Annotated in this window: 26 protein-coding genes; 14 read left to right on the forward strand and 12 right to left on the reverse strand. The window is 42.7% G+C overall.

Annotation, left to right across the window (positions count from 1 at the left end; translation table 11 throughout):
- The 4 genes from PI95_RS26815 to PI95_RS26830 all read left to right on the forward strand — a co-directional run.
- Window positions 1–182: hypothetical protein (locus PI95_RS26815; protein ID WP_163519227.1), on the forward strand; the 182-nt coding region annotated here is incomplete at its 5' end.
- 68 nt (window positions 183–250) lie between these two features.
- Window positions 251–403, forward strand: coding sequence for a hypothetical protein (locus PI95_RS26820; RefSeq protein WP_163519228.1), 153 nt, complete (start codon window positions 251–253; stop codon window positions 401–403).
- A 389-nt stretch (window positions 404–792) separates the two neighbouring features.
- Window positions 793–1,740 carry an NAD-dependent epimerase/dehydratase family protein gene (locus PI95_RS26825; RefSeq protein WP_039747582.1) on the forward strand — a complete coding sequence of 316 codons (948 nt, stop codon included), beginning with the start codon at window positions 793–795 and terminating at the stop codon, window positions 1,738–1,740.
- A 114-nt stretch (window positions 1,741–1,854) separates the two neighbouring features.
- Entirely contained in the window at window positions 1,855–3,405 is a 1,551-nt protein-coding gene (locus PI95_RS26830; protein ID WP_052325216.1) for a pentapeptide repeat-containing protein, read from the forward strand.
- A 213-nt stretch (window positions 3,406–3,618) separates the two neighbouring features.
- Here PI95_RS26830 and PI95_RS26835 read toward each other — a convergent pair whose 3' ends face one another.
- Complete coding sequence (locus PI95_RS26835; protein ID WP_039747581.1) at window positions 3,619–4,308, reverse strand: Crp/Fnr family transcriptional regulator; 690 nt, start codon at window positions 4,306–4,308, stop codon at window positions 3,619–3,621.
- A gap of 442 nt (window positions 4,309–4,750) precedes the next feature.
- On the opposite strand from PI95_RS26835, the gene PI95_RS26840 reads away from it, so the two are divergent.
- The gene (locus tag PI95_RS26840; protein ID WP_039747580.1) at window positions 4,751–5,386 is read left to right on the forward strand and encodes a chemotaxis protein CheB; all 636 of its coding nucleotides are present in this window, start codon (window positions 4,751–4,753) and stop codon (window positions 5,384–5,386) included.
- 286 nt (window positions 5,387–5,672) lie between these two features.
- On the opposite strand, the gene PI95_RS26845 is transcribed toward PI95_RS26840, so the two are convergent.
- Together PI95_RS26845 and PI95_RS26850 are read right to left on the reverse strand one after the other, a co-directional pair.
- Window positions 5,673–6,353, reverse strand: coding sequence for a PAS domain-containing protein (locus PI95_RS26845; RefSeq protein ID WP_039747578.1), 681 nt, complete (start codon window positions 6,351–6,353; stop codon window positions 5,673–5,675).
- Window positions 6,304–6,786: a hypothetical protein gene (locus tag PI95_RS26850; RefSeq protein WP_039747577.1), complete on the reverse strand. Its 483-nt coding sequence runs from the start codon at window positions 6,784–6,786 to the stop codon at window positions 6,304–6,306. The genes PI95_RS26845 and PI95_RS26850 overlap by 50 nt, the downstream gene beginning before the upstream one ends.
- A gap of 472 nt (window positions 6,787–7,258) precedes the next feature.
- On the opposite strand from PI95_RS26850, the gene PI95_RS26855 reads away from it, so the two are divergent.
- Both PI95_RS26855 and PI95_RS26860 read left to right on the forward strand, forming a co-directional pair.
- Entirely contained in the window at window positions 7,259–7,570 is a 312-nt protein-coding gene (locus tag PI95_RS26855) for a hypothetical protein (protein ID WP_039747576.1), read from the forward strand.
- A 308-nt stretch (window positions 7,571–7,878) separates the two neighbouring features.
- Entirely contained in the window at window positions 7,879–8,352 is a 474-nt protein-coding gene (locus tag PI95_RS26860; RefSeq protein ID WP_039747575.1) for a YbbN family protein, read from the forward strand.
- A gap of 83 nt (window positions 8,353–8,435) precedes the next feature.
- Here PI95_RS26860 and PI95_RS35360 read toward each other — a convergent pair whose 3' ends face one another.
- Window positions 8,436–12,515 carry a hypothetical protein gene (locus PI95_RS35360; protein ID WP_039747574.1) on the reverse strand — a complete coding sequence of 1,360 codons (4,080 nt, stop codon included), beginning with the start codon at window positions 12,513–12,515 and terminating at the stop codon, window positions 8,436–8,438.
- 207 nt (window positions 12,516–12,722) lie between these two features.
- Window positions 12,723–14,171: an FAD-binding domain-containing protein gene (locus PI95_RS26870; protein WP_039747573.1), complete on the reverse strand. Its 1,449-nt coding sequence runs from the start codon at window positions 14,169–14,171 to the stop codon at window positions 12,723–12,725.
- Window positions 14,172–14,497: 326 nt separating this feature from the next.
- Between PI95_RS26870 and PI95_RS26875 the strand changes: the two genes are divergently transcribed.
- A complete protein-coding gene (locus tag PI95_RS26875; RefSeq protein WP_373695719.1) occupies window positions 14,498–14,659 on the forward strand; it encodes a hypothetical protein in 162 nt (53 codons plus the stop codon).
- 11 nt (window positions 14,660–14,670) lie between these two features.
- Here PI95_RS26875 and PI95_RS26880 read toward each other — a convergent pair whose 3' ends face one another.
- From PI95_RS26880 to PI95_RS36995, 6 genes are all read right to left on the reverse strand, one after another.
- Entirely contained in the window at window positions 14,671–14,931 is a 261-nt protein-coding gene (locus PI95_RS26880; RefSeq protein ID WP_039747572.1) for a DUF7219 family protein, read from the reverse strand.
- Window positions 14,932–15,120: 189 nt separating this feature from the next.
- The gene (locus PI95_RS26885; protein ID WP_039747571.1) at window positions 15,121–15,861 is read right to left on the reverse strand and encodes a sulfite exporter TauE/SafE family protein; all 741 of its coding nucleotides are present in this window, start codon (window positions 15,859–15,861) and stop codon (window positions 15,121–15,123) included.
- A gap of 108 nt (window positions 15,862–15,969) precedes the next feature.
- Window positions 15,970–16,392 carry a YidH family protein gene (locus tag PI95_RS26890; protein ID WP_039747569.1) on the reverse strand — a complete coding sequence of 141 codons (423 nt, stop codon included), beginning with the start codon at window positions 16,390–16,392 and terminating at the stop codon, window positions 15,970–15,972.
- A gap of 249 nt (window positions 16,393–16,641) precedes the next feature.
- Window positions 16,642–17,475, reverse strand: coding sequence for a hypothetical protein (locus PI95_RS26895; RefSeq protein WP_063842383.1), 834 nt, complete (start codon window positions 17,473–17,475; stop codon window positions 16,642–16,644).
- A 170-nt stretch (window positions 17,476–17,645) separates the two neighbouring features.
- Window positions 17,646–18,341 (reverse strand): cadmium resistance transporter, encoded by a 696-nt coding sequence (locus PI95_RS26900; protein WP_039747568.1) that lies wholly within the window; start codon window positions 18,339–18,341, stop codon window positions 17,646–17,648.
- A gap of 210 nt (window positions 18,342–18,551) precedes the next feature.
- A complete protein-coding gene (locus tag PI95_RS36995; RefSeq protein ID WP_268896831.1) occupies window positions 18,552–18,680 on the reverse strand; it encodes a hypothetical protein in 129 nt (42 codons plus the stop codon).
- 452 nt (window positions 18,681–19,132) lie between these two features.
- On the opposite strand from PI95_RS36995, the gene PI95_RS26905 reads away from it, so the two are divergent.
- Together PI95_RS26905 and PI95_RS26910 are read left to right on the forward strand one after the other, a co-directional pair.
- Complete coding sequence (locus PI95_RS26905; RefSeq protein WP_201280622.1) at window positions 19,133–20,089, forward strand: LysR substrate-binding domain-containing protein; 957 nt, start codon at window positions 19,133–19,135, stop codon at window positions 20,087–20,089.
- 182 nt (window positions 20,090–20,271) lie between these two features.
- Window positions 20,272–21,471 (forward strand): RNA-guided endonuclease TnpB family protein, encoded by a 1,200-nt coding sequence (locus tag PI95_RS26910; protein WP_039747567.1) that lies wholly within the window; start codon window positions 20,272–20,274, stop codon window positions 21,469–21,471.
- Window positions 21,472–21,614: 143 nt separating this feature from the next.
- Here the strand turns inward: PI95_RS26910 and PI95_RS26915 are convergent, their stop codons facing one another.
- Window positions 21,615–23,243 (reverse strand): Na/Pi cotransporter family protein, encoded by a 1,629-nt coding sequence (locus tag PI95_RS26915; RefSeq protein ID WP_039747566.1) that lies wholly within the window; start codon window positions 23,241–23,243, stop codon window positions 21,615–21,617.
- Window positions 23,244–23,794: 551 nt separating this feature from the next.
- Between PI95_RS26915 and PI95_RS26920 the strand changes: the two genes are divergently transcribed.
- The 4 genes from PI95_RS26920 (at window position 23,795) to PI95_RS26935 (ending at window position 26,416) form a co-directional block, all read left to right on the forward strand.
- Window positions 23,795–24,421, forward strand: a complete 627-nt coding sequence (locus PI95_RS26920) for a beta-class carbonic anhydrase (RefSeq protein WP_039747565.1) — start codon at window positions 23,795–23,797, stop codon at window positions 24,419–24,421.
- 86 nt (window positions 24,422–24,507) lie between these two features.
- A complete protein-coding gene (locus tag PI95_RS35365; protein ID WP_039747564.1) occupies window positions 24,508–24,693 on the forward strand; it encodes a hypothetical protein in 186 nt (61 codons plus the stop codon).
- A gap of 101 nt (window positions 24,694–24,794) precedes the next feature.
- Window positions 24,795–25,436 carry an HAD-IB family phosphatase gene (locus tag PI95_RS26930; RefSeq protein ID WP_039747643.1) on the forward strand — a complete coding sequence of 214 codons (642 nt, stop codon included), beginning with the start codon at window positions 24,795–24,797 and terminating at the stop codon, window positions 25,434–25,436.
- A 206-nt stretch (window positions 25,437–25,642) separates the two neighbouring features.
- A complete protein-coding gene (locus PI95_RS26935) occupies window positions 25,643–26,416 on the forward strand; it encodes a class II glutamine amidotransferase (protein ID WP_039747563.1) in 774 nt (257 codons plus the stop codon).
- Window positions 26,417–26,545 lie beyond the last annotated feature (129 nt).

Consider the following 26,545-nt stretch of genomic DNA (forward strand, 5'->3'; position numbering starts at 1 on the left):
TTAAGATGTTATCACGCATTACTGTTAGGTCTGTGGTTGTAATTATTTTGGTAATTGGAGCTTTGGTGTTAGCGATCGCAGACCATAACTTCCGCCCAACTTTTGGGGATTTAGCAAAGGTTGGTGTCGGTGGGTATTTAGGTCAGTTACTGCCTGAGGCAAAACGCTCACTTGATTCATAAGCTCAAATTATAGCTTTGGCAATCGTGTTAGGGCGATCGCCTTATCATTCGTGTGGGGATTTTTGGAAATGAACAACATTTCGCTAGAGAACTTTATAGAAGAGTTGCAGGCAATGATTAATGCTATCGTCACCAAACTCCAAGAGTTAGAAAGGGTTCACACCTTACGGCTAGACCATTTACTGGCTAGAGTTGAAGAGCTTGAACAATGGAGAGCGTGATTACGAAACTAGGCAGTTAGAGCAACGCTTCGCGCGGTGAGTAGCTGATTGGGGATTCGTAGTAAGCACTTTAGTGCTTTAAATCAAGCACTGAAGTGCTTACTACGTAATGTATACCACATCGTTTCTCAGTAATATTTTGAAATGTATTTTTTTGCAATATTTAAATTGTTATTTTAGTATATTCACGGTCAAATATAGGTCAGAAAAAACCAACAAATATACTGATATATTTGCCACCAAACCACAGTATTTAGGTATTTTCAAGTAACGATTTTCATCTGCAAATAATTGTTTCAAAAAATAATCCTAAAGTATTGGCGTTTACCTGGGTGTAAAGATTAACCTGGGAATATTCAAATTGATAAAATATCCAAAAATCACAGAACATGGCTAAAGTTATTGTCACCGGCGCGGCGGGGTTTATTGGTTCTCAGCTTGCAGAAACATTGCTGAAACAAGGAGATGAAGTAATCGGAATTGATGAGTTTAACGATTACTACGACCCCGCTTTAAAGCGCAAGAATGTTGCACACTTACATTGGTTCCCAGGTTTTGAATTAATTGAAGGAAATATTCAGTTTTTGAATTGGCAAACACTCCTCAAAGACGTTGAAGTAGTTTACCATCAAGCAGCGCAGGCGGGAGTACGTGCTAGTTGGGGTCAAGGTTTCCGTGCTTACACTGAACGGAACATCAGCGCTACCCAAATTTTATTGGAAGCGGCAAAAGATGCCAAACACCTGAAAAGGTTAGTATTTGCTTCAACTTCTAGCGTGTATGGTGATGCGGAAACTCTACCCACCCATGAGAAAATTTGTCCGGCACCAGTTTCGCCTTACGGTATTACCAAATTAGCAGCTGAAAGGTTGTGTGGACTGTATCAAAAAAACTTTGGCGTGCCTTTTGTGGCGTTGCGCTATTTTACAGTTTACGGTCCGAGACAGCGCCCGGATATGGCGTTTCATAAGTTCTTCAAATCGATTTTGCAGGATGAGGCGATTCCAATTTATGGTGATGGGTTGCAAACGCGGGACTTTACTTTTGTTAGTGATGCTGTCGCGGCTAATTTAGCCGCTGCCAGCGTACCGGAAGCTGTGGGCGAAATCTTTAATATTGGCGGTGGTAGCAGGGTAGTGTTAAAAGAAGTGTTGGACACGATGGAGGAAATTGTCGGCAAACCCATCAAGAGAATTCATATTGAAAAAGCGATGGGAGATGCGCGTCATACGGCAGCGGATGTATCCAAGGCGCAGAGAATTTTGGGATATCAGCCTAAAGTTGCTTTCAGAGAAGGTTTGATGCAAGAGTGGGAGTGGGTGAAAGCGTTATATTAAGCATCGCAGCATAATGTGGGATGAATCGTAGAGACGTTCCACCGGAACGTCTTTACAATAGGTTTGCCTAGCCTACTCTTCGGTGGGTGAAGGTGCAACTTAAATCTATATATTATGACTCCTCAAATGACATTAGCAGAACGTCAAGCCATAATTGACCGCATTATAAATACACAACCGGATGACTTTGTGCAAGCAGTGCGAGATGCTGGTTTAGATCCGAGTGTTGATTTAGCTTTTATTGACTTAATCGGTGCTGACTTGAGTCGTGCTGATTTGCAGGGGGCAAATTTAGAAGGTGTTAATTTTAGGGATGTCAAGTTTCAAGATTTCCACCGGGATGATCGTGCTAACTTATCTGGTGCTTGCTTGCGGGGTGCTTTCTTGTGTGCCGTTAACCTACAGTATATTTCCTTAGATAGCGCCGACTTGAGATATGCCGATTTGAGCAACTCTTGTTTGTATGACACTTCCTTAAATTTTGCCAACCTAGAAGGTGCTAACCTGACAAATGCTGAAATGAAGGGTGTCTATTTGGATGGTGCTAATCTGAAAAATGCTAACCTCAGCGGTGCTGACTTAACTTATACCAGTGGGGAAGCTACTCTGCAACGTGCCGATTTAAGTGGTGCTAATTTGAGCGGTGCCAACTTAGAAGGTGCCAATCTTGAAAGTGCTAACCTGAGTGGTGCCAATCTGGAAAATGCGAAGTTAGACAACGGAATAAACTTTTCCGCTGCTCGCTTGGTCGGTGCTTGCTTGGTAAATGCGAACCTAGAAGATGCACAAATGCACTTTTGTGACTTGAGCAATGCTGATTTGAGCGGTGCTGATTTGAGTGATGCTGACTTGAGCTATGCATCTTTAAAGGATACCAAAATTAACGAAGCAACCAAATTAGATGAAAAATGGCGTTTAGTTTGGGAAATTATTAACAAACAAGCCGCAGGTAAAGACTTGAGTCACAAAGATTTGAGCGATGCTAACTTAAGGTATGCTAACCTGAGTGGTGCTTGTTTAGCCAGTTCAGATTTATCAAGGACAGACTTACGTAACGCAAACCTGAGTTATGCTAACCTCAGTGATGCTAACCTCACCAAGACTCAACTGCGCGATGCTAACCTTGAAGGTGTAAATTTAGAGAATGCTCGCTGTCATCGGGTTCGCTTACCAGAAAAATACGGCAAGGTACACCCGCAAAACTGGCAAGCTGATTGGTATTTAGAAGAATCAAATACTGAACTGAGACGACTTTTAACTGAGGTCATACCTACGCAAAACTGGCAAGCTGATTGGTATTTAAAAGAATCAAATACTGAACTGAGACGACTTTTTCTTGAGGTCATACCTACTGAGAAAATGCAACCGCAATGGCTGTTATCAGAACGAAACTCTGAAGTACGGCGATCGCTAATTCAAAGAATTGGTTACACACGCATCGCCAACGAATTGCAAGCTGTGGAATTAGATTCTTGGCAAGAATACACGCTGTTAAAAATTGAAGCCAAGGTTGATGTTGAACCAATTCATATTTTAAAAATGACTTGCCCCAGCACAAGAAGTATTCACACTTTGCGCGTACCTCCGAATTTGCAAACAGCGCGACAAGCAATTCGCTGGGTGAATTGGGATATAGACCCAGAAGAATTTAGTGTGCAAACCTAATTATCATATTATGAGTAATATTTTTTAACCAAAGTTAATATTTACCACGGAACACAGGCTAGAAGTCGCAGGCTATACGAACGAAACCCGCTTCGGTTCTGCGGGCTATATATTTAGCCCACGTACCGCAAGGCGGAACCCACAGGGTAGGTAAGCTCTGTTTGTTTAGCCCCATCCTTCGAGGGTGAGGGCGCATTCCAAGTAGCAAATCGATTATTTGCCGTTGAACAAACGCTCAAACTCCTGTTGGACGATTCGATAACACTCGCAGCTTGTAGCTTCTAAACCTGAGCGGTCAACGATAGTTACTTGACCCCGAACATAGGTCATTAACCCTGCCCTCTGAAGAGTCGAGGCAGCAAGACTAACTGTGGAACGGTTCACACCCAGCATTTGGGCAAGAAATTCCTGGGTGAGTGGAAAAGTTTCTGTCTCTACTCGGTCAGCGGTCATCAGCAGCCAACGGGACAATCGCTCTTCGATTGAGTGCAAACGGTTGCACGCAGCTGATTGGGCGATTTGATTAAACAACGCTTGGGTGTAGCGTTGCAGCAGTTGGTGCAACGGGCTAACTGGGGTGACATGCGCTCTAAACAAATCTACTCTCATCCTCCAGCCATCGCCAGGGACTTGTATATAACACTCGCCCGGAATGCTATTGGCTCCTAGGAACACTGGAAGACCCACCATTCCTTCATTGCCCACCGTAGCCACTTCAACTGCCATACCATTCTCCATTACGGTGACCATAGAGCCTACACCATGCGTGGGGAAATAGACGTACTCAATTGGTTGGTTACGCTCGTAGAGATATTGCTTGAAATCTAGGGAGACGAACTCCATATAAGCAATGATGCGATCTAATTCCTCAAGGGGCAGGGCAGCCAAAAGTCGGTTTTCCATTGAGATGCCAGTTCAAAGGGTGTAGGGGGTAGGGTGTGGGGTGTGGAGAACCCACGTTTTAAAACGTGGGATTGAAGCAAGGACGCGCTCATTTCTCGCGCTACGCGCCTCGAAATACATTTTTTTTTTAACTGGGCTTCAGACCCAGAACTAAAGTTTTTTATTTTTAAACCTACACCCCACACCCCACACCCTACACCCTGTTTTTTGTGATTGCACAACACAGACATCAAAAATCTGTTTGAGCCAGTTTTATCTCTATTAAATAACACCGCAGCTGTGGAGAACATCTGACAAAAGGTTTACCAATCGTAAAGATTTGATGTTGGCTAACTAACATATATCATAGATATATGTTAGTTAGCCAACATAGCAGTTATATTTGTCATACTGCTATTGCATTTATATTTACGATCGCCTCGGAAGCGCAAAGCATAATTATATGAAAAAAAACGTGGCGGTACAACAATCTCAGCGAATTTTGTCACACTTTCCGGATATTGCTTACAACATAGTCGCAATAGGAGCTTCAGCAGGTGGGCAAACACCAATCGTTCAGATTTTGTCTGCCTTACCAGCAGATTTTCCTGCCGCCATTGTTATAGTTCAGCATATGAATCCTGACTACAAGAGTCATCTGGCAGAAATCCTCAGCCGACACACAGCGCTGCCGGTTCAGCAGGCAAAATCAGGTGATGTACTACGTCCGGGGACGGTTTACACTTATGTCCCCGATCGCCACATAGTAGTGAATCCTGACGGTAGGCTGTCTCTGTTAAACCAGCAAAAGATGAACTTTGTCCGTCCCTCAGTTGATAAGCTATTCATGTCGGTAGCAGTTAGTTACTCGTTGCGGGCGATCGCTGTTATCCTAACTGGGTTGGGCAGAGATGGTGCTTTAGGAATGACGGCAATTAAAAAGTATGGCGGTACGACGATCGCTCAGGATGAAGCTACTTCCCAATATTTCAGTATGCCCAAGGCAGCTATTGACACTGGGAAAGTAGATTTCGTTCTTGACCCAGAGGCGATCGCAAAAAGCTTGATCGGCTTAGTAATGATGGAATCAGTAGCATAACACTTATACGCTGCGCTCTTGCTTGGCATAGCGTAGGGATACCAGATGCACCGAGCGCGAAAAGCAGCAAAGGTAATTCCCTCACGCTGATTAAACTCTAGAAAATGAAAAATAATTCACTCTTCTTAATATTTACCACGGCAAAAGCGCGGTTTTGTGGGAATTTTCATTCATAAATCGAACTTAATATTAATACACTTTTAATCAATGTCTTAAGTAAGGAATGCACCCTGAAAGTAAGAATTCATGCACAACCGTAATTCTTCGGTTTAAATTGTCCACCTACTTAAACCGGAGCAAAAGCCCCAGGTGGAATTGGCACTAGCTGAGGAGTTGATAAGCAGGTTCCCTGTCTGTACCAGATACCCTCAACCTCAAATGCCTCAAAGTGAGTTGTTAAAATTGCCCAAGCTTGCTCGTTGAGTCCAGCAGAGTAAGTCCAGGTAAACTCGCTATTACTGCGTAGTCTTTGTTCTAGTTCTGCCAAATCTTCAGGAAGCCAAAATTGAGTCATTATTCTTTGGGTAGCAACCTCCGGGGGTGTATCTAACATGTCAGCCATTGGTTGGTTGACTATGATTTGCTTGCGGTTGTCTTGTCTGACAATGCTAATCGGACGCTCGTTTTCTGCGGCTGCAACCATTCGGTACAATAACTCTTTTGGGATATGCACTTGGCTGCAAAAGACTGCACCCCCAGAATGCAAAATACGTTCGGCTGTTTCTGAGGGTGTGGGGGCACCAGTAGAAGACATCCACCCGAAAAATTCGATTGGATTTTTACAGCCCCTCCATTTAATTCGCACCTTCCCGTTAAGTTTTGCCGCAGTTTCGCTGAGAGCATCTCCGTAGCTTTGGGCAAGGTCGGTAGCATCCCGCTTTGTAGGAGCAAGGATGGAAACTCCCTCATGGGACATTTTATAGTTCCAACCCGGTAGGTTCAATATCCGAAGAATACTCGTGCTCATCTTTTATACTTTCAGACTCTTTACATATATTTACACTCCTCAAATCGGAAAACACGGAAATTTTGAAAGTTTCTTGCCAAATTATTTTTCGTTCTTCCTCAGGAATACCTAAAGCTGATGTGATGATGGCAAAGTCTCCTGGTGTGGGTAGTACTTCTGCTTTGGCGATCGCTCGCAAGTTTTTCACTCCGCAGCCTTTAAGTTTTGTCATGTTTACCTGAACTACCTCAGCAATTGTTTTCGGACGAGCAGGTTCGGGAATTACAGAGTGGACACCTGTTCTTTTGGCTAGCCACTCGCGCGTCATCTCTTCTAAAGCGTCGCTTTGGGACACTCCTTCGCGAGCGCAGATGCTTTTAAACTCCCGCGCTAAGTCTATCGGAATGTAGCCGCTAACCTGCTTGTAATCGTCAGAACGTCTTCTATCAGTCATAATTTGAACTTCTCAACACTACTCCTACCTTTTATTTTCTCTCATGACATCTCAAAAGCAGGACGATTTTGTTAGTCATTTTTAAATGACATCTTGACAAATAAAAATGACAAACTTATGATTAAGGTGTGAAGCACGTTCGTCACTGAAGCAGAAGAATCAGAAAAGGCAGATGACCCTAAAAGCCAGCTTTTCACTCTTAGAGCTAGCTTTCAATTTCAAGTAAGGAATCCAAGGGTTTTTTGTCCCTCTTCTTTTCAGTATATACGCTAGCACACATTTAGCAACATAAGACAAACTTAAAATTCCGTACCTGATTCAACAATTAAGACGGGGGGAACCCCAACAAAGGCTATGCCTCAAAGTTCGTGACCTTCGCACGAAACTAGCGCTTCGCAACGCACTGCCTCTTCTTTCCCCCTCTTTTTCATCTGGAGTTGGAACTTATTCAAGTATCGATTTGACCAAAATCATGACTCAATTAACCTTTGACCAGTTCGTCCATCCTTTATCAAACTTTCCCCAAATTGTCAATAACAATGGTGATGAACCAATGTTAGATATGTACACTATGGCGGGAGTAGTGCTTTACACGGCTTGTGCAAATAACAATCTTAAGGCAAGTGAAAATACAGTGTTAAAATCAGCAATTGAGACGGGGTTGGTGGATGTTCATTTGTTATTTGAGCGTTGCAAAACGGGTGATAGAGCCGCGATTTTACAGATGATTTCTCTGATAGTCTCTGGGCTGGAAACAAATATTGAAAAGCTTAAACTGATGTAGAAAAACACAGTTTGAGGATGGATTAAGAGCGCATAGGATGAAGAAATGAGCAGAGGCATTTAAATTAATGTCTCTGTTTTTATTACGTATTTTATTACGTAGTAAGCACTTCAGTGCTTATTTATTTTAAGCACTGAAGTGCTTACTACGAAATTACTCCCAAAAAAGTGAAAGGTTGATTTTTGAAATTTATTTTTCCTTAAGTGTCTTAACTGTCCTTTTTTCTCCTTAAGTGTCTTAACTGTCCTTGTGTCTCTTTTTCATTCGTGTTAAGTTACTTCTGTCTTTACGCGAATGCACGGAGAACTATGACCGTAAAAATCACGAAAGGTATCGCTAGCATTGGAAAACGACTAGTATCAGTGTTTTTGGTACTAGTTGTCAGCTTGATGTTACTCACATCTGGTGCGGTTGCTGCTACCATAACAACTCTCAATCAACAGAATTTTGAAACTGAAGTACAACAATCTGACAAACCTGTAGTTGTAGTTTTGGTATCAAATTATTTCCTTCAAGATGGTCAAGCTAACTTAGAGCAGTTAAAGTCAAAAGCTGAAAACTTTTTTGGTAGTAATTACAAAATTGCTGTAGGTGCAATTGAAGAAAATGGATATGCCTATTCTCAGACAATTGTGCCACGACTATTCCCACCTCCTTCCACAGTTTCAATTTATAAAAACGGTAATTTTGCAGCAGGAAGGGGAGCCTTTTTTATGAATCCAAATGACTCCACAAAAGCTTTTGAATACGCAAAAAGCGATTTTGAAAGTTCTGCTTCTTAACATTTAAGCTTAAATTTATAGCAAATCCCCACATTCATGTAATATTGTGTGGGGATTTTTTTTATCAGTCAAAGAATACGAACTTACTCCCATTCTTCAAATCCATCGCTAGTATTGCGAAGTAAAGAATTTATTTGATCGCGACGGGTTTCAAAGTTGGCTGCAATGGAAATTATGACGATACCGACAAACAAGCCAATCACCCATTTTAAAAAGGGATAACGCAAGCTGAAAATTATCAGTTGATAGATACTAGTAATGAAAAAAGTCGCCGTACCAACGTAAAGAAAAGCCCGCACGCGCAAACTTAATCCGGCAAATATGGCGATGAGGCTGAAAATTCCTGGTACGATCGCACTTTCAATATGAAATAAAATTGCCCATCCACAAATTATGCTGCTGCCTAGCAGTCGTAAGTAGTGACGAGATGTTTTATAATCTGGAAGGACAAGGTGTGGATCGACTTGAGCAATATACAGCAGTGATAATCCGATTGGTGTGATATACCACAAAGTATCTGTGAGATGTAAATCCCAAAACCAGCGAAATAGCGCCCAATCAATCAAGGCGACACTGATGTAGGTAAAACGGATGTTTTGCCGAATCTGGGCAAGGAAGATGTAATACGCAGAAGCGATCGCTATTGTAATCGGGTATACTTGCAGTCGAGTTTCCCATAAAATAATCAGTGGAATTATGTATGCAGCAAGTTGCCAAGGTCTTTTCGACCAGCCCCAACTCTCCCAAGGTAAGATGTAGAGAAAATAGGCAAATACACAAGCGATCGCACCATTCCAAGGAACTAAAACACCTGTTAATAACTGTCCTACTGCCGTTTCGCGCCAGTAAATTCGCATACCAGCAAATAGTAGTAAACCTAGGTAAACCCAGATTTCATCTGTAGAGACGTTCCGGTGGAACGTCTTTATAGAAGTGGGAAAACGGCGTCCTTGAAAAATGGCGTAGCGAATCAAAAATGCACCTGTTGCTAATCCTACCAGGCGATTGACGGCGATAGGAGCGGTAATGGCTGCCATTAATAAGCAACTACTCCAAGCCCAGTGAATATGAGCAATTCCTTTTAATTCTTGGGGTGTAAGACGTAAATAGTTAATTAACCAAGGCGACAGTATACGATAAGCATACATGATGCTTGCGCCCAAAGCGGACATGGCAATCAATCCATCACCCCAAGCACCTCCGTCAGCTTGGGACATTTGATAGAACAAAAGTTCATAAGCGGAAATTGATATGCCTGTGATTCCTAAATAAAGTAGCGGTTTTAAATCTTGGTGGCGTCGTCCCACACCAATTACAATCAAGGCTACACCTAAAGAATATAAACCCGTCCATTCGGTAAACGTGTTTAAACGCAGCAGCACGCTGAATGCACCATATATTAACGGTAAGATGTGGAAACTACTAGGCATTTTTGATAATTGATGTCGCCGTCGCCACCATTCACCAAAAAGCTGCGCGATTAAACCTAAGGCAATGTTAGCAATAACAATTTTCAGAGTCGAGCGATCGCCAAAGCCGAAAACTTGAGCTATCAACAATTCCAGACACCAACCGATGCCATAAAATGCCCAATTTGTCGGTTGTCGCCAACTGCGATAAACGATCGCAGCCAAAGTTAATACTGTGGAAGTTAAGTATAAAAAACCGAGAGTTACAAAGCTTTGGTAAACAAGTAGCGTGTGCAGTGTTAAAGTCAATAATTCAAAACTACATAATGCGATCGCCCAATAATCGCTGACAACTGCATAGATAGCGGCTAATTCTTCACCTCGACTCAGCGCTTTGCTCGCAAACCATAAACTGAAGATAGCGATCGCTCCCACAACAAACCATCCATCTAGCGATAGATGCGGTAAATTAAAAATGCCATCCCACAGCAGCACAGCCAAAAAACTCAGCCCAAAACCTACCGTAGTTCCCGCTGATTGCTTGTTTCGCAAATAGCGCGTGTTTGCAAACATCCCCGCTGTACCCACACTTAAACCAATTAATCTGGCTCCTGGCAAAGGTAAAATAAGTAACTGTGCCGCTAACAACGTCAAAACGCTGAAGTAACTGCTGGTAATGCGACGCGGTGCAGAAGTGCGGCTAGCAATTACGGTGAGAGTGATGGGGGTAATTAACCAAATTAAGCCCCAATTCTGATTGTTGATTATACCGCCTGTCCAAGACGCGGAAGCATTCACCCAAAGTAGTAAATAGCTAATTACCGCCAATCCGAAACCGATGTGCCATGCACTACGTCGCCAGATTTCATGTCCAACACTTTGCAACCACTTTGCAACCATCAGCGCTAACAAAATGCTTGCCCAGACTTGAGTTTGCAGATTTGGGAACAGCCAATCAATTGTCGAGCAAAGTGTAAGTACTCCAGTGATGTGTGTCAGATATATCAGGGAAGTGGGGAATGGGGAGTAGGGAGTGGGGAGTGGGGAATGGGGAGTGGGGAGTGGGGAGTAGGGAGTGGGGGGAGATGGGGAAACAAACTCCCCCTGCCCCCTGCCCCCTGCCCCCTGCCCCTTGTCCCCTTGTCTCCTTATCTCCCGATGGGTGACTGCTGCGAGAGTTATTGTGGAAAAGAGTAAATTTAGCGATCGCAATATCGGATTGACCAAAGCGATGGTTGTTAAGAAAATTCCGAATAAAAGCGTTAAATTATCGCCAAAATTGGCTAATTCTCGCTTTTGCGTGCGATAAATTCGATTTGTTAGCGCTACCATGAAAATTAGGTAGGGAAATAAAGCTACACTTAATAACGCCCAAGGTTCGTTTTGCGAATTGGTGAGTTTTGTTGCTTCTTTGATCGCTGATTGTTGTAATTCAGCAGGTATCAACCGCCAAGCTAGCCAAACTGTTTGTAAGCCTATAACGAAAATTGCCGCTAAATCAACTTTGAAAGCATATTGCTGCAAACGACGGTTGAAAAACCATAAACTCAAACCGCTAACAGCGATCGCTTGCAAAGGTGATGATACAACCGAAACTAACCAACCGAGGAAAAGTAAGATTCCCCCAAGTTTTTCCCACGGTAGTTGAGGAGTGGGGGAGGCAGGGGAGGCAGGGGAGGCAGGGGAGGCAGGGGGGGCAGGGGAGGCAGGGGAGGCAGGGGAGGCAGGGGAAGATAAGATAACATCCTGCTTGTCTAGCTTATCCTCGACTGAATGTGCTAACCAAGCGACTAACCAACCGCAAATTCCAATAGCTAAACCTAACTGGGTGATATCTACTCGGACAACAAAAATCGCCCGTACTAGTAACACCGCCAAAGCATAAACTACTATTAAGGCAGGTAAAGTGATACCAAGTCCGATGCGTCTATCGTCTTTTTGCAAAGAATTTGGCGAAAATCGATTGCGATTGTGATATACGGTAATGATAGTTGTGCCGATCATCGCCAAATAAACGGCAATTAAAGGAAATCCTGGTAATTTCCAGCCCCAGTGTAAGTATGACAGCGCCAAAATATTTACTAAGGGCAATTTTCCGATTGGTGAATTGGCGACAAATAGCCGATTTTTGCAGAGTAAAATAGTAATAGTTGTGAGGATAGGAAAAGCGATCGCTATTACTAACCAATCCACAGGATTTTGCCACAACTTGAAGCTATCCATCGCCCAAAAATTTATCGGCACTAATAAAAGAGTGACAATTAGCAATGTCTGTGCCGTTAATCTGAGATTAGGCTGTTTGCCTGCCCAAAAACTCAATCCCCAGAAACTCAAAGTATAAGCTAACAAAACTCCATACTGTCCGGAAGCGGGGAATCTCTCCCACTGACTTGCAGCCAATACCCCAGAGGACACTACTACCAGAAATACACCTAAAAATAGCAGCCAGCGGACACTTAATTCTGCCCCCAATGACTGCAACATCGTTGCCATCAAGTTCGGTTTAACAGGCTTTTGTGGTAAAGCGGCTGCGGCTTTCACAGGTTCGGTAGTTGTAAATGCTACTTGCGATTCTGGTTTAGTCTCAGGTTGCGACACCATCTGACAAACGAGAAATTCAAAAGCTATTTGCTTAACTTGGGCATCGGATATCAAACCCAAGCGCAGCAATGTATCCAATCCTTCTAATAACTCTGGGTGGGATGATGGTAGTTTGAGTTCAAATTTTCGGGGGCGATCGAGGGGCGAAGACATAAACCGCAAGAGTAAAGCTTGATACTTTAATCATTATTTTGATTCAAGTATCTTTTAGCCTTAACTATGGCACTTGTTTATCCTGACTGACATTGATTGTTAATTATTTGTCATCGGCATTGGGAATTGGTAATTGGGAATTGGTAATTGGTAATCGGGAAAGCGTTTTTTCCATTACCCATTACCCATTCCCCATTACCCATCCCCCTACCCCAGCGTCGGTATACTCTCTCTTTGCTGTTGATAAAGTCCTTTAAACTGGCGTTGCTGTAGGTTGTGATCCACAATTGGGTGAGGATAGCCAACAGCATCACGTTCTGAAGCTGGGATTTTCCCCGTAACTAAATATTCTGTATCCATAGAGCGCAATTCCGAAACCCATTCGCGGATATATTCTCCTTCGGGGTCGAATTTTTGCGCTTGACTGGCAGGGTTGAAAATCCGCAAGGGTTTGGGGTCCATCCCGCTAGAAGCACTCCATTGCCAACCCCCGTTATTCGCAGATAAATCACCGTCAATCAGCTTCTGCATGAAGTATTTTTCTCCGAGTTGGGGATTTATCAGCAAGTCTTTGGTGAGGAAACTGGCAACAATCATCCGACAGCGATTGTGCATCCAACCGAGTTCATTCATTTGCCGCATGGCTGCATCTACTATCGGATAACCTGTTTTACCTTCGCACCAAGCTTGAAAGTATTCTTCGTTAATTTGCCAAGGAAAGTTTTTCAAAGTTTCGCGGAAAGCACCTTCTGCTAATTCCGGGAAGTTGTACATTGCGTGTTGATAAAAATCCCGCCACGCGATTTCTTGTTGCCATGTGCGGATGTTAATTTGTGTTTCGTCACTGCGACTGTTTTGTAACGCTTCTAAAGTCGCTTGCCAAACGGTGCGAATACCGATCGCCCCAAATTTAAAAGCCGCACTCAGTTGAGATGTCCCGTTAACTGCGGGAAAATCCCGCTGTTCTTTATATTCATAGATGGCAGAGTTAGTAAATTCTTCTAGCTTTTCAAGCGCTGCTGCTTCTCCTGGTGCGATTACTAAGTCTCGATCCCAAAGAAATCCTAAATCTTTCGCTGTCGGTAATGCGATCGCACCATTAAGTTTGGCAATTTCTGCTTCAGCTTCTGTCAATCCTTCGGCATTTTCCAGAGTTGCGACTGGGTTAGCTTTCGGTTTGCTAATCCAATTCTTCCAAAAAGGAGTGTAAACTGTGTAAGGTTGATTCAAACCACTGCGAATTTCTTCGGGAAAGTGGAGAATCTGATCCCAGTTTTGATCGAGAAACTGAATCCCTTGTTCTTTTAAGGCATCGATGATAGTGCGATCGCGTATGAGCGAATACGGTTCTACATCCCAATTCCAAAATACAGCTTTAGCTTTTAAAGCCGCAGCTAGTGCGGGTATCGCTTGCAGCGGATTAGCGTGCAATATTAATAATTGACTGCCAACTTCGGCATACCGCTTTTGTAGTGCTTGCAAACAGCCAATCATATAAGTTACTCTAACTGGGGCAATATCATCTCGTTCTAAAATATTTGGATCGAGGCAAAACACACCCACGACTTTAGACGAGTGCGATCGCGCTGCCGCAAGTCCTGTATTGTCTGAAATGCGTAAATCGCGACGATGCCAAAACAAAATTAAATCAGACATTCCATCTTTTTAATAGTTCGCCTGTACTAGATTAAACGCTAATTGTACCATTTCGCATCACTCTGCCGAAGAATTTCTGCTCTCAATTCAGCACTAAGCTTAAGAATGAGAATTTTCGCGCTTTGGGCTAACCCTAAGACATATTCCCAAAGTTAAAAAGTTGCCCATAAGTATAGTCTTGAAAGTAGCAATTAAATAAGTTAGAGAAAATGCACCCTTTATGATTAAGATGTGGTTATGAAATACATCGGATTTCACTTACGCAACCTTTAGTTTCAGAAAAGCCATTGCATACCCCAAAGACTTTTCCAATTGGAGAAAGAGTGTTGATTCTACATCCAGCATATGTGGCTGGCAAAATTGGAGTAGTCCGTGCTCAAGAAATACTCTCAGACGGTCAACCTAGCGGACGTTGGCTGATTGAGATAGATTCTGAGAATATCATAGTGTCGCTGACTGCAAACGAGTTTCAGGTGATTATACGCTAAAAGAAGCAATTTTAGGTCGATGTTGGCGGCTCATCACCAATTCCTAATTGCTTTTTGCTGTGTTTTAACTGCTTCCACAGCGCTTTAATCTGGTCGTAAGCATCTTGAGGAGATAATTTACCAGATGTTTCTAAAGCGGTAATAAAGCCCACTTTTTGGGCAAACTCTTGGAGATTCGCATTAAATATAAGCTCTTGTGGTCTAGCTTGACCGTAATAGCGACTTCGAGGGTAAAGAAACTTATCTTTATCGTTTTCATTCGGCTGTACCATTAATTTACCCCCTATGAAAAATAATTTTGTGCAATTTATTAACTTATTCTTAACCTAAGTTTTAAATCTAACATCATAAATCAAAATATTATACGTAGTATCCTCCTCAAGACAGAATTGCGAGAACCCCGGTAACTTTTACGAAACCGGGGTTCTGGGTTTGTGCTTAACACCAACTGTATTGAATTATTACCAAAAAGTGAGTAAATCTCGTTGTCCCCAGAGCATCCATACACCGCTGATAGCCATTGTTGCGAGTACTATCGAGCGAAACTGTTGAGCATTTATCTTATTAAGAATATACTTACCGAGAAAGTTAGCTGGTATGGCTACTAGACCAATGATTAAACCAGTAGCGATAATCTGCGGTGATAATATTCCAAATGCAGCATAAGTCAATATCTTAACTAAGTGAATAATTACTACATGAGTTGCTTTAGTAGCAATCAACTCTTCTTTAACTAGACCATAATTTAAATAAAAAGCGTTCAATACTGGACCTGTAGTTCCAATTAATCCAGAGACAAAAGCTTTGACGAAGCCGGCAGGTAAAATATACCAAGCTTTGACTTTAAATGTAGTTTCTTTTTGTTCTAATCCAAAGCCAAAAATGCTAATTACCAAAAAAACGCCGATGAGTAACTGCAACCAATCTAAATGAATTTGGGTGAAAGTATACGCACCGAGCATCGCTCCAAGAATAGCGCCTGGAATATACCATAATGTCAAGTTCCAGTCAATATATCGCCAAAAAAGTACGATGCGATGTGCATTTCCGAAAAACATACCGATAGTAATAACCGGCGGAACCGATGCGGCACCTTGGATTGAGTTAACTAGAGGTATCAGCATGAAAGGACTACCACCACCAGCTAGGGTGCTAACCAACCAAGCAAAAAAGCTGACTATTGCGAGAGAGAAAATAAGCATTTAAATAAAAGAAACAACGTGAGTGAAAGTTGGTGTTTATCTGCGGTTCCTTTATTCTTTTATGTATTGCAGCTAATTGAAACCCGCTATGGTGGTAAGTTGCTGCTATTACTCAGGTATCACGGGACTCATTGGATCGAGGGGGACAGAGAAGACAAAATAGATTACCCCAGCACCTAAAATAAGCATAGAGAGGCTGAAAAGAATTACCCAGCGATCTGGGGGTTCATAAGTATCTTCATCGATGTTATCGCGAACGGCGAAATAGTGTTGAGTTGAGAGTAAGACAGTTAATAAACCAACCAAAGAGAAAGTTAAACCCAATTTCCACCCCGCTCCTGGATGTGGTATGAGTGGTACTTGGAAGTGGCGAAGACGGACGATAACAACACCAAAACCCATGAGAGCGATCGCACTCCGCATCCATGCTAAGTAAGTGCGCTCATTTGCCAAATGATCCCGCACTCGTGAGGGATTTCTTAATTTTGCCTTTTCTATATCTACATTTTTGGCTTTGAACAGCAACCCCATCAGTAAGACCCTAACTCTAATTTTATATTTTTAAATAAAATGTGCCTTAAATCCAAGTACCTTTAGTCACAATTTCATCTTTAGTTTTAGTCGCAATGTCTCTTGTGTTACAAAAAAAGCCAGATTTTGAGTTTTATTTGTTCCCAGATTCTGGCTTTGGCAATATTCAGATTTTTTCGCACTTTTCCCCTAATCGCGTTGCTGTGTTTTTTCAGCCGCGACTTTTATTTATTGGGCAGTGCTAACCGTTCAGGGTCTTTTGTAGTAATAGCCTTCTTTTGGTAAACGTGGCTCGTCGTACCGACGTAGAGGCTGCACCTGTGGCTGAGTTTCAGTAGGAATCTTGGATTCTACAGTTTGTTTCTCTAGATTCTTCTGCACTGTGTCTTTCTCTAGATTCTTCTGCACAACCAATTGATTTTTCTTAGCTATTTTAGCAGTAGGCGCGTTTGCAACTCGTGTATCTATAGTTGCTTGCGAAACATTAGGGATAAACCAATTCAGATCACCTGCTTTGAAAACTTGAGTAGCAGGAATATTCAACTCAACAGCAGAAGTATCAGGATTTGTCTTTGCGACTAACTGAGTTCCATCAACTATCTTAATAGCACCAGAACCAGCTAATTCTTCACCTTGTTGGTTAGAGCTTAAAGCTGTTAGTTTGGCATCATTTGGTAGATAAACTCCGTTACAATCCCATTTTTCTTTAGTTGTCCGACCAGGTGCTAAAAAGTAAAGTGCAGTATCGTATGGATAATCTTCTCCAACGTCGTCTTCATCTGGTTGTGGTCCATAGACAGCCAGCATTTTGTCTGTTTGGTTTGCACATTGTCCCCAACTGGTTCCGGTTTCTAAAGCGTATTTTTGAAACTCTAATTCATCAATTTTCTTTTGAATTTCTTGAGGATTAGTGTTTTCACCTTCAGCTTGTATACTTTGTGCGGTCTTTAGACTTTCAAGAGCTTTTGTCACCTCTATATAGTCAGGATTTTTGGTGAATTTAGGTTTATCAGCGAATGAAGGTTGGACAAACACTAGGTTTACCAAAATTACCAAAGCGATTAAAAAAGGTTTCAATTTCACGTCTTTTCTCCTTTTCGATTTTACCTTTAGTCAAATTGACAACTTTTATAATTATTTTTTTAAGTTGTTAAATCTCACATAAATTGATATTTAACTTCTTGTTTACGTCAGCGCGAAGTATTCTTGAGACTTGAGAATAACATTTTGCTTCAAATACTTCGCTTTTACCTTTAATTCTCCATTTCCGGAGATTGTCCTGAATTTTTTGCCAGAATTAACCAGGTTAAATATAAGCAGCTTGCAACTAAAGTGATGAGAATTGAAGCACCGCTTTCCCAGACAATATAAGCACCTAATGCAATCAAAACAAAGGGAACAAGTGTGGTGCTGTGAGGAGTAATAACTTGATTAATAGCTGGGAGCCTGGTTAATGTGTAAGCAGCGTAACACCAAACTCCTACCAGCGAAAAGAAGATGCCGATAATTATTAAAAGGCTTTCCCAAGTGCTGTTGGCAAATAAAGGCATATAGATGCCAATATTGTCACTTCCATTAGCGACTGTAACAGCGGCTACGCTGTAAGTTTGAGGAGAAATAAAACTAGCGATCGCGCTTTTTTCCGCCACAACTGTTTCTGATTCAACACAATCACTTTCTTTATTCAGCAAGCGACTTAAACCAGTAGCAATTGGCATCAATCCAAGTAGTCCAATCCAGTTTGATGGCACTACTAAACCACCAAAAAACCCAGTCATACTAGCAAGAACTAATGCTGTGAAACCGAGATATTGACCAATATAGATATGCCGACTACGAAATGTCTTATTTACTTGCGAAAAAAACAGCGTCAGGATAACAAGGTCATCAATGTTGGTTGCAGTGAACGCGGCTAAACCAGTAGGAATTGCTGTTACTAATTGATTCATTTACATTCATTCCTTATAAGGATTGGTTAGTAGGAGCGTGGATAGTAGTTAGTTGCGTAACTACTAAATATTTTCGGCATCATTGAAACTAAAGTGAGTTGCTTCATTTTGGGATAACCCCATGTTTGGATGAAAAACCAGTTACAACAAGAATAAGTAAAATACCAGAGTTCAAAAAAGCATATTGTTACCGATAATACCAATAAAAAATTAGCCGAAATTAGCGGCGGGCTTTGTTGTCGGTGCGATAACGGCTGTGAATTGAGCTATAATCTTCCGGTAGTCAAGACATTTTTTGTTCGGGCGATCGCAATGTATTAGTTTAATTTCAACAGTCATACACAATCTCCTGTAATTACCAAGCAAGAACAACAACCACAAGCGGTTTGCGTCTGTCTGGGCTTCTTGACTCGACTTAAAGCAAGCTATGCCTCAAGCAATTGAAGTTTCTTCCCTATGCGAAACTTAATTTTGGTAGGCATCACATGCGCTCTACTACTGATGCATCTAGCTTGATACTTACTCTAAGCGACCTATATGATGAAAGCAAATGTTATTTATTTTCCAAACAATAAATAAAAGTGATTAAGAGTTGATAATTAGTACATCTGGTTGAATAAATTTAGCCATTGCAGATACCCCCAAACCCTACTAGGAAATGAGTCTTTATTTCTCTTTTCTGAAAAAATTGTGGGATCAACTTTTAACCGAAATGTAGAGACGCGACTTAATTGCGTCTCTACAAAGTTTTTATCAAACGCTCAGTTTTAGGGATGCATAAAATGGCGGGAATGACGCTTGACCAATTGCGAGTTTTTATAGCGGTTGCGGAAAATCTCCACTTTACCCGTGCTGCGGAAGCGCTTTACATTACTCAACCCGCTGTGAGTGCGGCAATTCAAAGCTTGGAGGAGGAATATGCAGTCAAGCTTTTCCATCGAATTGGTCGTCACATCGAGATCACAGAGGCAGGGAAGTTGCTACAAATGGAAGCACAGGCAATATTAAAGCAAGTTACTCTGACTGAAAGAAATTTACGGGAATTAAACGATCTGCAACGTGGTAAGTTGAATTTGGGAGCAAGTCTGACGATTGGTAATTATTGGTTGCCAGAAAAAATTAGCTCTTTTCAGCGCAGATATCCGGGGATCGCTGTCAACTGCACTCTCGCTAATGCAGAAACTATTTGTGCAGGAACAGCAACGGGTGTGTTTGATTTGGGTTTGGTGGAAGGAGAAGTGCAAGCATCGCTGAAAAGTTCTCTAGAGGAAGAAGTTGTAGCGAGCGATCGCTTGCTAATTGTGGTTGGTAAATCTCACCCTTGGTTTGAATTAGGAGAGGTTCGCTTAAGCGAACTAACTCAAACTGGATGGGTAATGCGCGAGTCCGGTTCTGGTACACAGCAAAGATTTGACCAAGCTTTGCAAAATTGGGGGATCGATTTATCGCAATTAAATGTCATTTCGGTGTTGAACAGTGGTGAAATGGTCAAGGCTGTAGTTGAAAACGGTGTAGGTGCCACAGCAATCTCCGATTTGATGGTGCAAAAAGAACTGTGTCTGTCAACTTTGCGATCGCTTAAAATCATTGATAACAGAAATGGTTCGCCAACTCCTACGGAAATAATCCGCCCTTTTTTAAAGCTAAAACATCGTCAGCGTTTTCAAAGTCGGCTTTCTATCGCTTTTGAACAAATGTTAACTTCTGTAGAGACTTTAACTTGTCCGCGCCCTCGTCCCCCACTATAACGGTACTCCGTTAGCGTGGCGGGATTAATGACGGCTCAAAACCGAAATCGTTCTCAACCAATATGAGGCGTAGCCGAATAACGGCAGAGAACATTTGAGGTTTTTCTAAACTTGTCCGGAATACTTTTATCGCAAACTGTGTATTGTGATAGAATGAAGAAACGCTCGTAGGTGAAAGTGAAGTGCTACATAAAGCCGTTCAAGTCCGTCTATACCCAACAAAAGACCAACAAATATCATTGGCTCAAACGTTTGGTTCTGCCCGTTGGTGGTGGAATTACGCTCTAAATAAATCCATTGAAGCTTACAAAGAAACAGGTAAAGGACTTGGACGCTCGGCACTCAATGCACTTCTGCCAGACCTCAAAAAAGCAAAACAGACTGAGTGGTTAGCTGATTGCTATAGTCAAGTTTTGCAGGCTACAACACTCAACCTAACCACAGCGTACAAAAACTTTTTTGATAAACGCGCTGGCTTTCCTCAGTTCAAATCTAAGCACGGCAAGCAGTCTGTTCAATATCCTCAGAACGTCAAGATTGTAGATGGTGATGTCAAAATTCCAGGTAATATTGGAGTCGTCAAAGCCAAAATCCATAGACCAATTTCGGGGAAAATCAAGACTGTTACTGTCAGCAAGTCTCCTTCAGGAAAATATTTTGCATCTATACTGACTGAGGTGGAAGGCGAACATCCTGCTACATCAGAAGGTAAGATTTACGGCATTGATTTAGGATTGAAGCACTTTGCAGTTGTCACTGATGGTGAAAAAGTATCCAAATATGACAATCCAAAACATCTTGCCAAGCACGAAAAAAACCTAAAGCGCAAGCAGCAAAAATTAGCACGTAAGCACAAAGGGAGTAATTCACGATACAAATATAGAAAAGTTGTTGCCAAAGTATACGAACGGATTAGTAATTCACGGCAAGATTTTCTACATAAACTTAGTTACAAGTTGGTCAGCGATAGCCAAGCTGTCATAGTAGAAAACCTTCATGTTAAAAGCATGGTACGTAATCACAATTTGGCAAAAGCAATATCTGATGTTGGATGGGGAACATTCACCAACTTCTTAGCCTACAAGTTAGAACGCAAGGGCGCAAAGTTGGTTGAGATAGATAGATGGTTCCCCAGTTCTAAGCTATGCTCTAATTGTTTCTTTCAGATGAGTGAGATGCCATTGGATGTGAGGGAATGGACTTGCCCTTACTGTGGTACTCATCATGACCGTGATGGTAATGCTGCTATCAATATTAGAGCAGAGGGTATCAGATGGCTATTGGCGGAGGGTTCAGCCGTCTCTGCTGTAGGAGGGGAGGTAAGACCAAAGATGGGGCGAAAGTCTCATCTAAGGCACTCGCCTATGAGTACAGAAACCTGAGCTAAATCGGTACTCCGATTTAGCGGTGGGTAGTTCACAAGTTTGAATTTGTAACGAAAAACATGATCGAAGCACCTAACGCACCGCTGTGTAACATGGTGCGCTATAGCTAAAGCCGTAACACACCCTACTTAACTTAACTGTCAAAACTCACCTTGAACAGCACGGGCAATGCTGCAAGTGTGTGAGATGACGCGGCTGATGCCATTGACCATTTCCAGGTGGATAGCGCTCGAATCCAGACTGGATGCTGACCCAGAACGCAGACGATGGAGATGCCGTAGATGAAGTTCACGTTTGGTTTGATTGAGCGACGACCTACGCACTAGAACTTCATCAGCAATCATCGCATCTTGGGATGCCAACCCTGCCAGCGCTTTCTGTAACAGCGACATTGTTTCACCATGATAAGTAGCTACATCATTCCACTCTTCTAAAGTAAAAGCAATTTGTTTGCGGCGTTGTCGGCGGGCTAGTCGCATCAATTGCTTGTCAATAATGTCGCCAATTGCCTCCAGGTCAGTGCTGATGTAGAGCAATGCAATCTCCCTTTTCGCCTGTTCTGGAGTCATTAAATCTTCACTGAGCCGCATCAGGTAGCGCTTAATTGCTGCTTCTATGTCATCGAGTTGGTCATCAAGCGCGGCAATGTGCTTGGGTATGTCTTTGCCACCGTCTTCAAAAGCGTGGATGCTCAACTGCAACATCTCCACAGCCACATCAGCCATCCGGAGGATTTCACGCATCGCCTGTCCGAGTGCTACCGCAGGCATGGGTAGGGCATCCGAGTCGAGGTAGCGCGATCCGGACTTCTCAATCGTAGTCGGTTCTGGTAGCAGCCTAGTCGCTAGCTGTGCTAATTGATTGACCAGTGGAGCGAAGAGGATTGCAAGGAAGAGGTTAAACCCCAGGTGGAAGAGCGAAACTTGGGCTGCTGGAGTAAGTGGCACGCTATGCAGTAGTGCTGTCAACTCTTTGAGCGCAATCAGCGCTACTACAGCCCCGAATAGCCTAGTACCTACATAAATGAACGCCAGCCTACGTCCAGTAATACTGCCTCGATTCAGGGCGGTCAACAACGGGGCGATTGTCGTCCCGACATTGGCACCTAGTGTAACTGCCAGTGCTGCATTAAGTGGCAATGCCCCACCAGCCGCCAGCACCAACACCAGCCCAATTGTCGCTGTACTAGAGACAAAGGCGCAAGCTAGCAATGTGCCTGTCAGTACCAACACCAAGGGTGAACTAGAGAGTGCCTGAAGGATAACTTTGGTAATCGGACTGGCAGCGATGGGAGTACTACTTGCATCGATCATCGCCAGCCCTACCAACACTAGTCCAAAGCTGAAAATCCCCCTACCAACATGACGTAGGGTCGTGCGGCTAGTAAATAAAGCTACTGCCGCGCCCAATCCCAACATTTCTAGGGCGTGGTCTGTGATATGAAACGCTAACAGTTGCACTACCAATGTGGAGCCAACCGCCGCTCCCAGTAACATAACAACTGCCGCTGCTAGCGGCACCAACTGGGCACTCACCAATCCCACTAGCACAGAGGCAGTAGCAGTGGAACTTTGAGTCAGCACAGTTGCTACAACTCCCGCCATAAAAGCCGCTCCCAGACGTTGGGAAAGCGTCATCATCACAAGCCGCAGCCTAGCGCCCAAAGCGCGTTGCATAGCATCGGTGACTAGCCGCACACCATACAGAAGTAGCATCACACCGCCAAAAAGTAGCAGCAAAACAATAGTGGGATCGTCAGTGTTGACCATAAGCTCTTTAATCTACGGTAAATTGAGATGTTTACTGTAAATTAAGTTTAAATTAAGATTAGGTTAAATGTAACAAGAGATAATTCCGTGTACTCAAATTTTCTGGCAACGACCTTACTCCTGAGCTAAAAAAGGCAACCGATGTATTTTATTGTTCTATTCCTCAGAACTTGTTTTTATCGTACTCAGACGGGGCAAGAAAAAATCTACACTAACTCGATACAGATAGAGTACTTTTTTTGAAAGCCCCGTTGATTTGTTCAGTTGTATATGCAATACTCCTAACTTATAACCACTAAATATCGCAAATAGACCGATTTATGGTAGATTGGAGGAGGGGAGTTATGCAGCTACTCTGGTTTATCCCGACTATCTCGGCACTGCAACAAGCGGACGCGACAAATTGTCCGGGCGGTAGATGACCTGGGTTACACAAAAGCATTGCTGCAACTTGTTTGCCGTAGCAAGTATTGAGTAAGATTTTCTACACCTAGCAACGCCAACGAGAAGGCTACAAGCACATCCAAGTAACGATTGGGAGATTGCAAGCGATGTTGCATCAACAAATTGACCAGAATTTATCAGACACAAAAGCATGGGCATTGCGGAGGCAATTGGGTATACCCAACAACAAGCGTTTGTGGGTATTAGCCTGCATGGATGAACGCTTACCTGTGGAGAAAGCGTTAGGAATTAGTGAGGGGGATGCTCATATTTTCCGGAATGCAGGGGGTTTAGTTACGGATGATGCAATTCGGTCGGCGATGTTGACAACACAGTTTTTTGGCACAAAAGAAATCATCGTCGTTAATCATACCGAATGTGGCATGATGACTGCCTCTGGAGACTTTCTCACAGAGGTATTGAAAAATAGTGGAATAGATGTAGATCTGGTTAACGTTGATCCTGGACTTCCAGAGTTGAAACTACCAAAAGGCGTTTTTTCTAAGTGGATTAAAACGTTTACCGATGTAGATGAAATCTGCGTCAAACAGGTGGAGTTGCTGCGTAATTCTCCTTTAATTCCCCAGGATGTAGTGATTAATGGGTACATCTGGGAAGTGGAGACTAAAAGTTTGCGTCGTCCTTACGAACGTTTGAGTGAGAAGGTAAACACAGCTGAGGCTATGGATACCAAGACTATAAAACTAACTGAATCCACTGAATCCCTTATATAAATTAGACATCTCCAGAAAAGACGTAGAGACGTTTTATTGTCACGTCTCTACAAGGGTTTCGGACAACGCATAATTAATTTATGGAGATGTCTATTGGGAGATTGATAGCATGTTTGCGATCGCTTACAATTATTGATAACAGAAATGGTTCGTTAATTCCTGCGGAAATAACCCGCTCTTTTTTAAAGTTAAAACATCGCCAGCGTTTTCAAAGTCGGCTTTCTATCGCCTTTGAACAAATGTTGATCGCTGTAGAGACTTTAAAAGTTTGAATAAGTGGGACAATCGAGTCCAAAGGAGAAGCGACGGTTATGGCGATTTTACAACTAGAAGATTCGGATTCGACAAGCTGTTGCCTAGCTATTTTGAATTAATGAAAAAAATAGTTTTTTGCGATTTTGATGGTACTATTACGACTGAGGAAACGTTTGTTGCGGTTGTGAAACATTTTGCACCGACGCTTTCTGCTCAGTTAATTCCCCAAATGTATGCACGAAAGTTGACTTTGCGAGAGGGAGTCAGGCAAATACTCGAATCAATTCCATCTTCAAGCTATGGGGAAATTTTGGAATTTACTCGACCTCAGGCGATACGTCCGGGATTTATAGAACTGCTAGATTTCCTAGAGGTGGAAAAAGTGCCTTTGGTGGTGGTTTCTGGGGGACTGCGGGGAATGGTGGAAGTTGTTTTGGGTGGGTTGGTGCAACGGGTTCATGCACTTTATGCTGTGGATGTGGATACCAGTGGTGAGTACTTGGCGGTACGCAGTGACTACGAGGGGGACACAGAACTAATTGCAAAAGTGCGGGTGATGGAAAAGTATCCGGCTGATGAGAAAATAGCGATCGGCGATTCGATTACCGACTTAAATATGGCAATTGAGGCTTCTGTAGTATTTGCACAGCTTACCCTAGCCAAATATCTTGATGAATCCCAAAAACCTTACATTCGGTGGAATGACTTCTTTGAGGTGCCTGAGCAATTAGCTAGATTATGGGAGCGATCGCATGATTGAATATCATATTACTACCTACCCACGGTCAAGATTTAGATCCTCGTTACGAGCTAATCGCTACAGGCAGTAACTTTTACCATCAAGGTTGAAGGATTTGACAAAGTTAAATCTTCATTCTTGTTGCGATCGCTCCAGATTAAATCAGCCATAATCGAGTATCTTGAGGCTAACGGCATTAATGTCTATAGTTCACAGATGCGATCGCTATGTGCCAATTACTCGGAATGAACTGCAATGTCCCCACGGATATTTGCTTTTCTTTTGAAGGATTTTCTGCACGGGGAGGAAAAACTGACGATCATAGTGATGGTTGGGGGATTGCTTTTTTTGAAGGTAAAGGATGTCGGCTTTTTATCGATCCCAAACCCTCGATTAGTTCTCCAATCGCAGAAGTGGTACGCTGCTATCCCATCCACTCTAACCATGTGATTGCCCATATCCGCAAAGCCACTCAAGGAGAAATTGCCCTAGAAAATTGCCATCCCTTCCGTCGGGAACTGTGGGGAAAGTACTGGGTATTTGCTCACAATGGAGATTTACCAGATTTTCACCCTCAATGTATGGGGTTTTATCACGCTGTCGGGAAAACCGATAGTGAAAGAGCGTTTTGCTTGATACTAGAAACGTTAAGACAACGTTTTCCTGAAGGTCAGCCAAACGTGAAAGAACTATATTTAACTCTTAGGGAAATTACTGATTTAATTTCTATTTATGGTACTTTTAATTACTTATTATCAGAGGGAGAGCATTTTTTTGCTCACTGCTCAACCAAACTTAGTTACATTGTAAGGCAAGCGCCGTTTGCTGCGGCTCACTTGATTGACCAAGATGTAACTGTAGATTTCCAAGAATTGACTACTCCGAGCGATCGCGTTGCTGTTATCTCTACTACCCCCCTCACCGACAACGAAGTTTGGACGCAAATCCAACCCGGAGAACTGCTAGTATTTCAGGACGGTTTGCCCTTAAAATTTACATAGGTAATGGCGCATAGGGCGAGTCCTTCACGCTTACAAATATGGACAGGCTTCTCGATTCGGGGAGACGCGAAGCGCGAACATCCGAGTAATTGGTTGGGTGTTGCGGATCTTTAAAACAATGTGTCCTAA

It is taken from the genome of Hassallia byssoidea VB512170 (assembly GCF_000817785.2).
Classification (GTDB): Bacteria; Cyanobacteriota; Cyanobacteriia; order Cyanobacteriales; family Nostocaceae; genus Hassallia; species Hassallia carrinoi.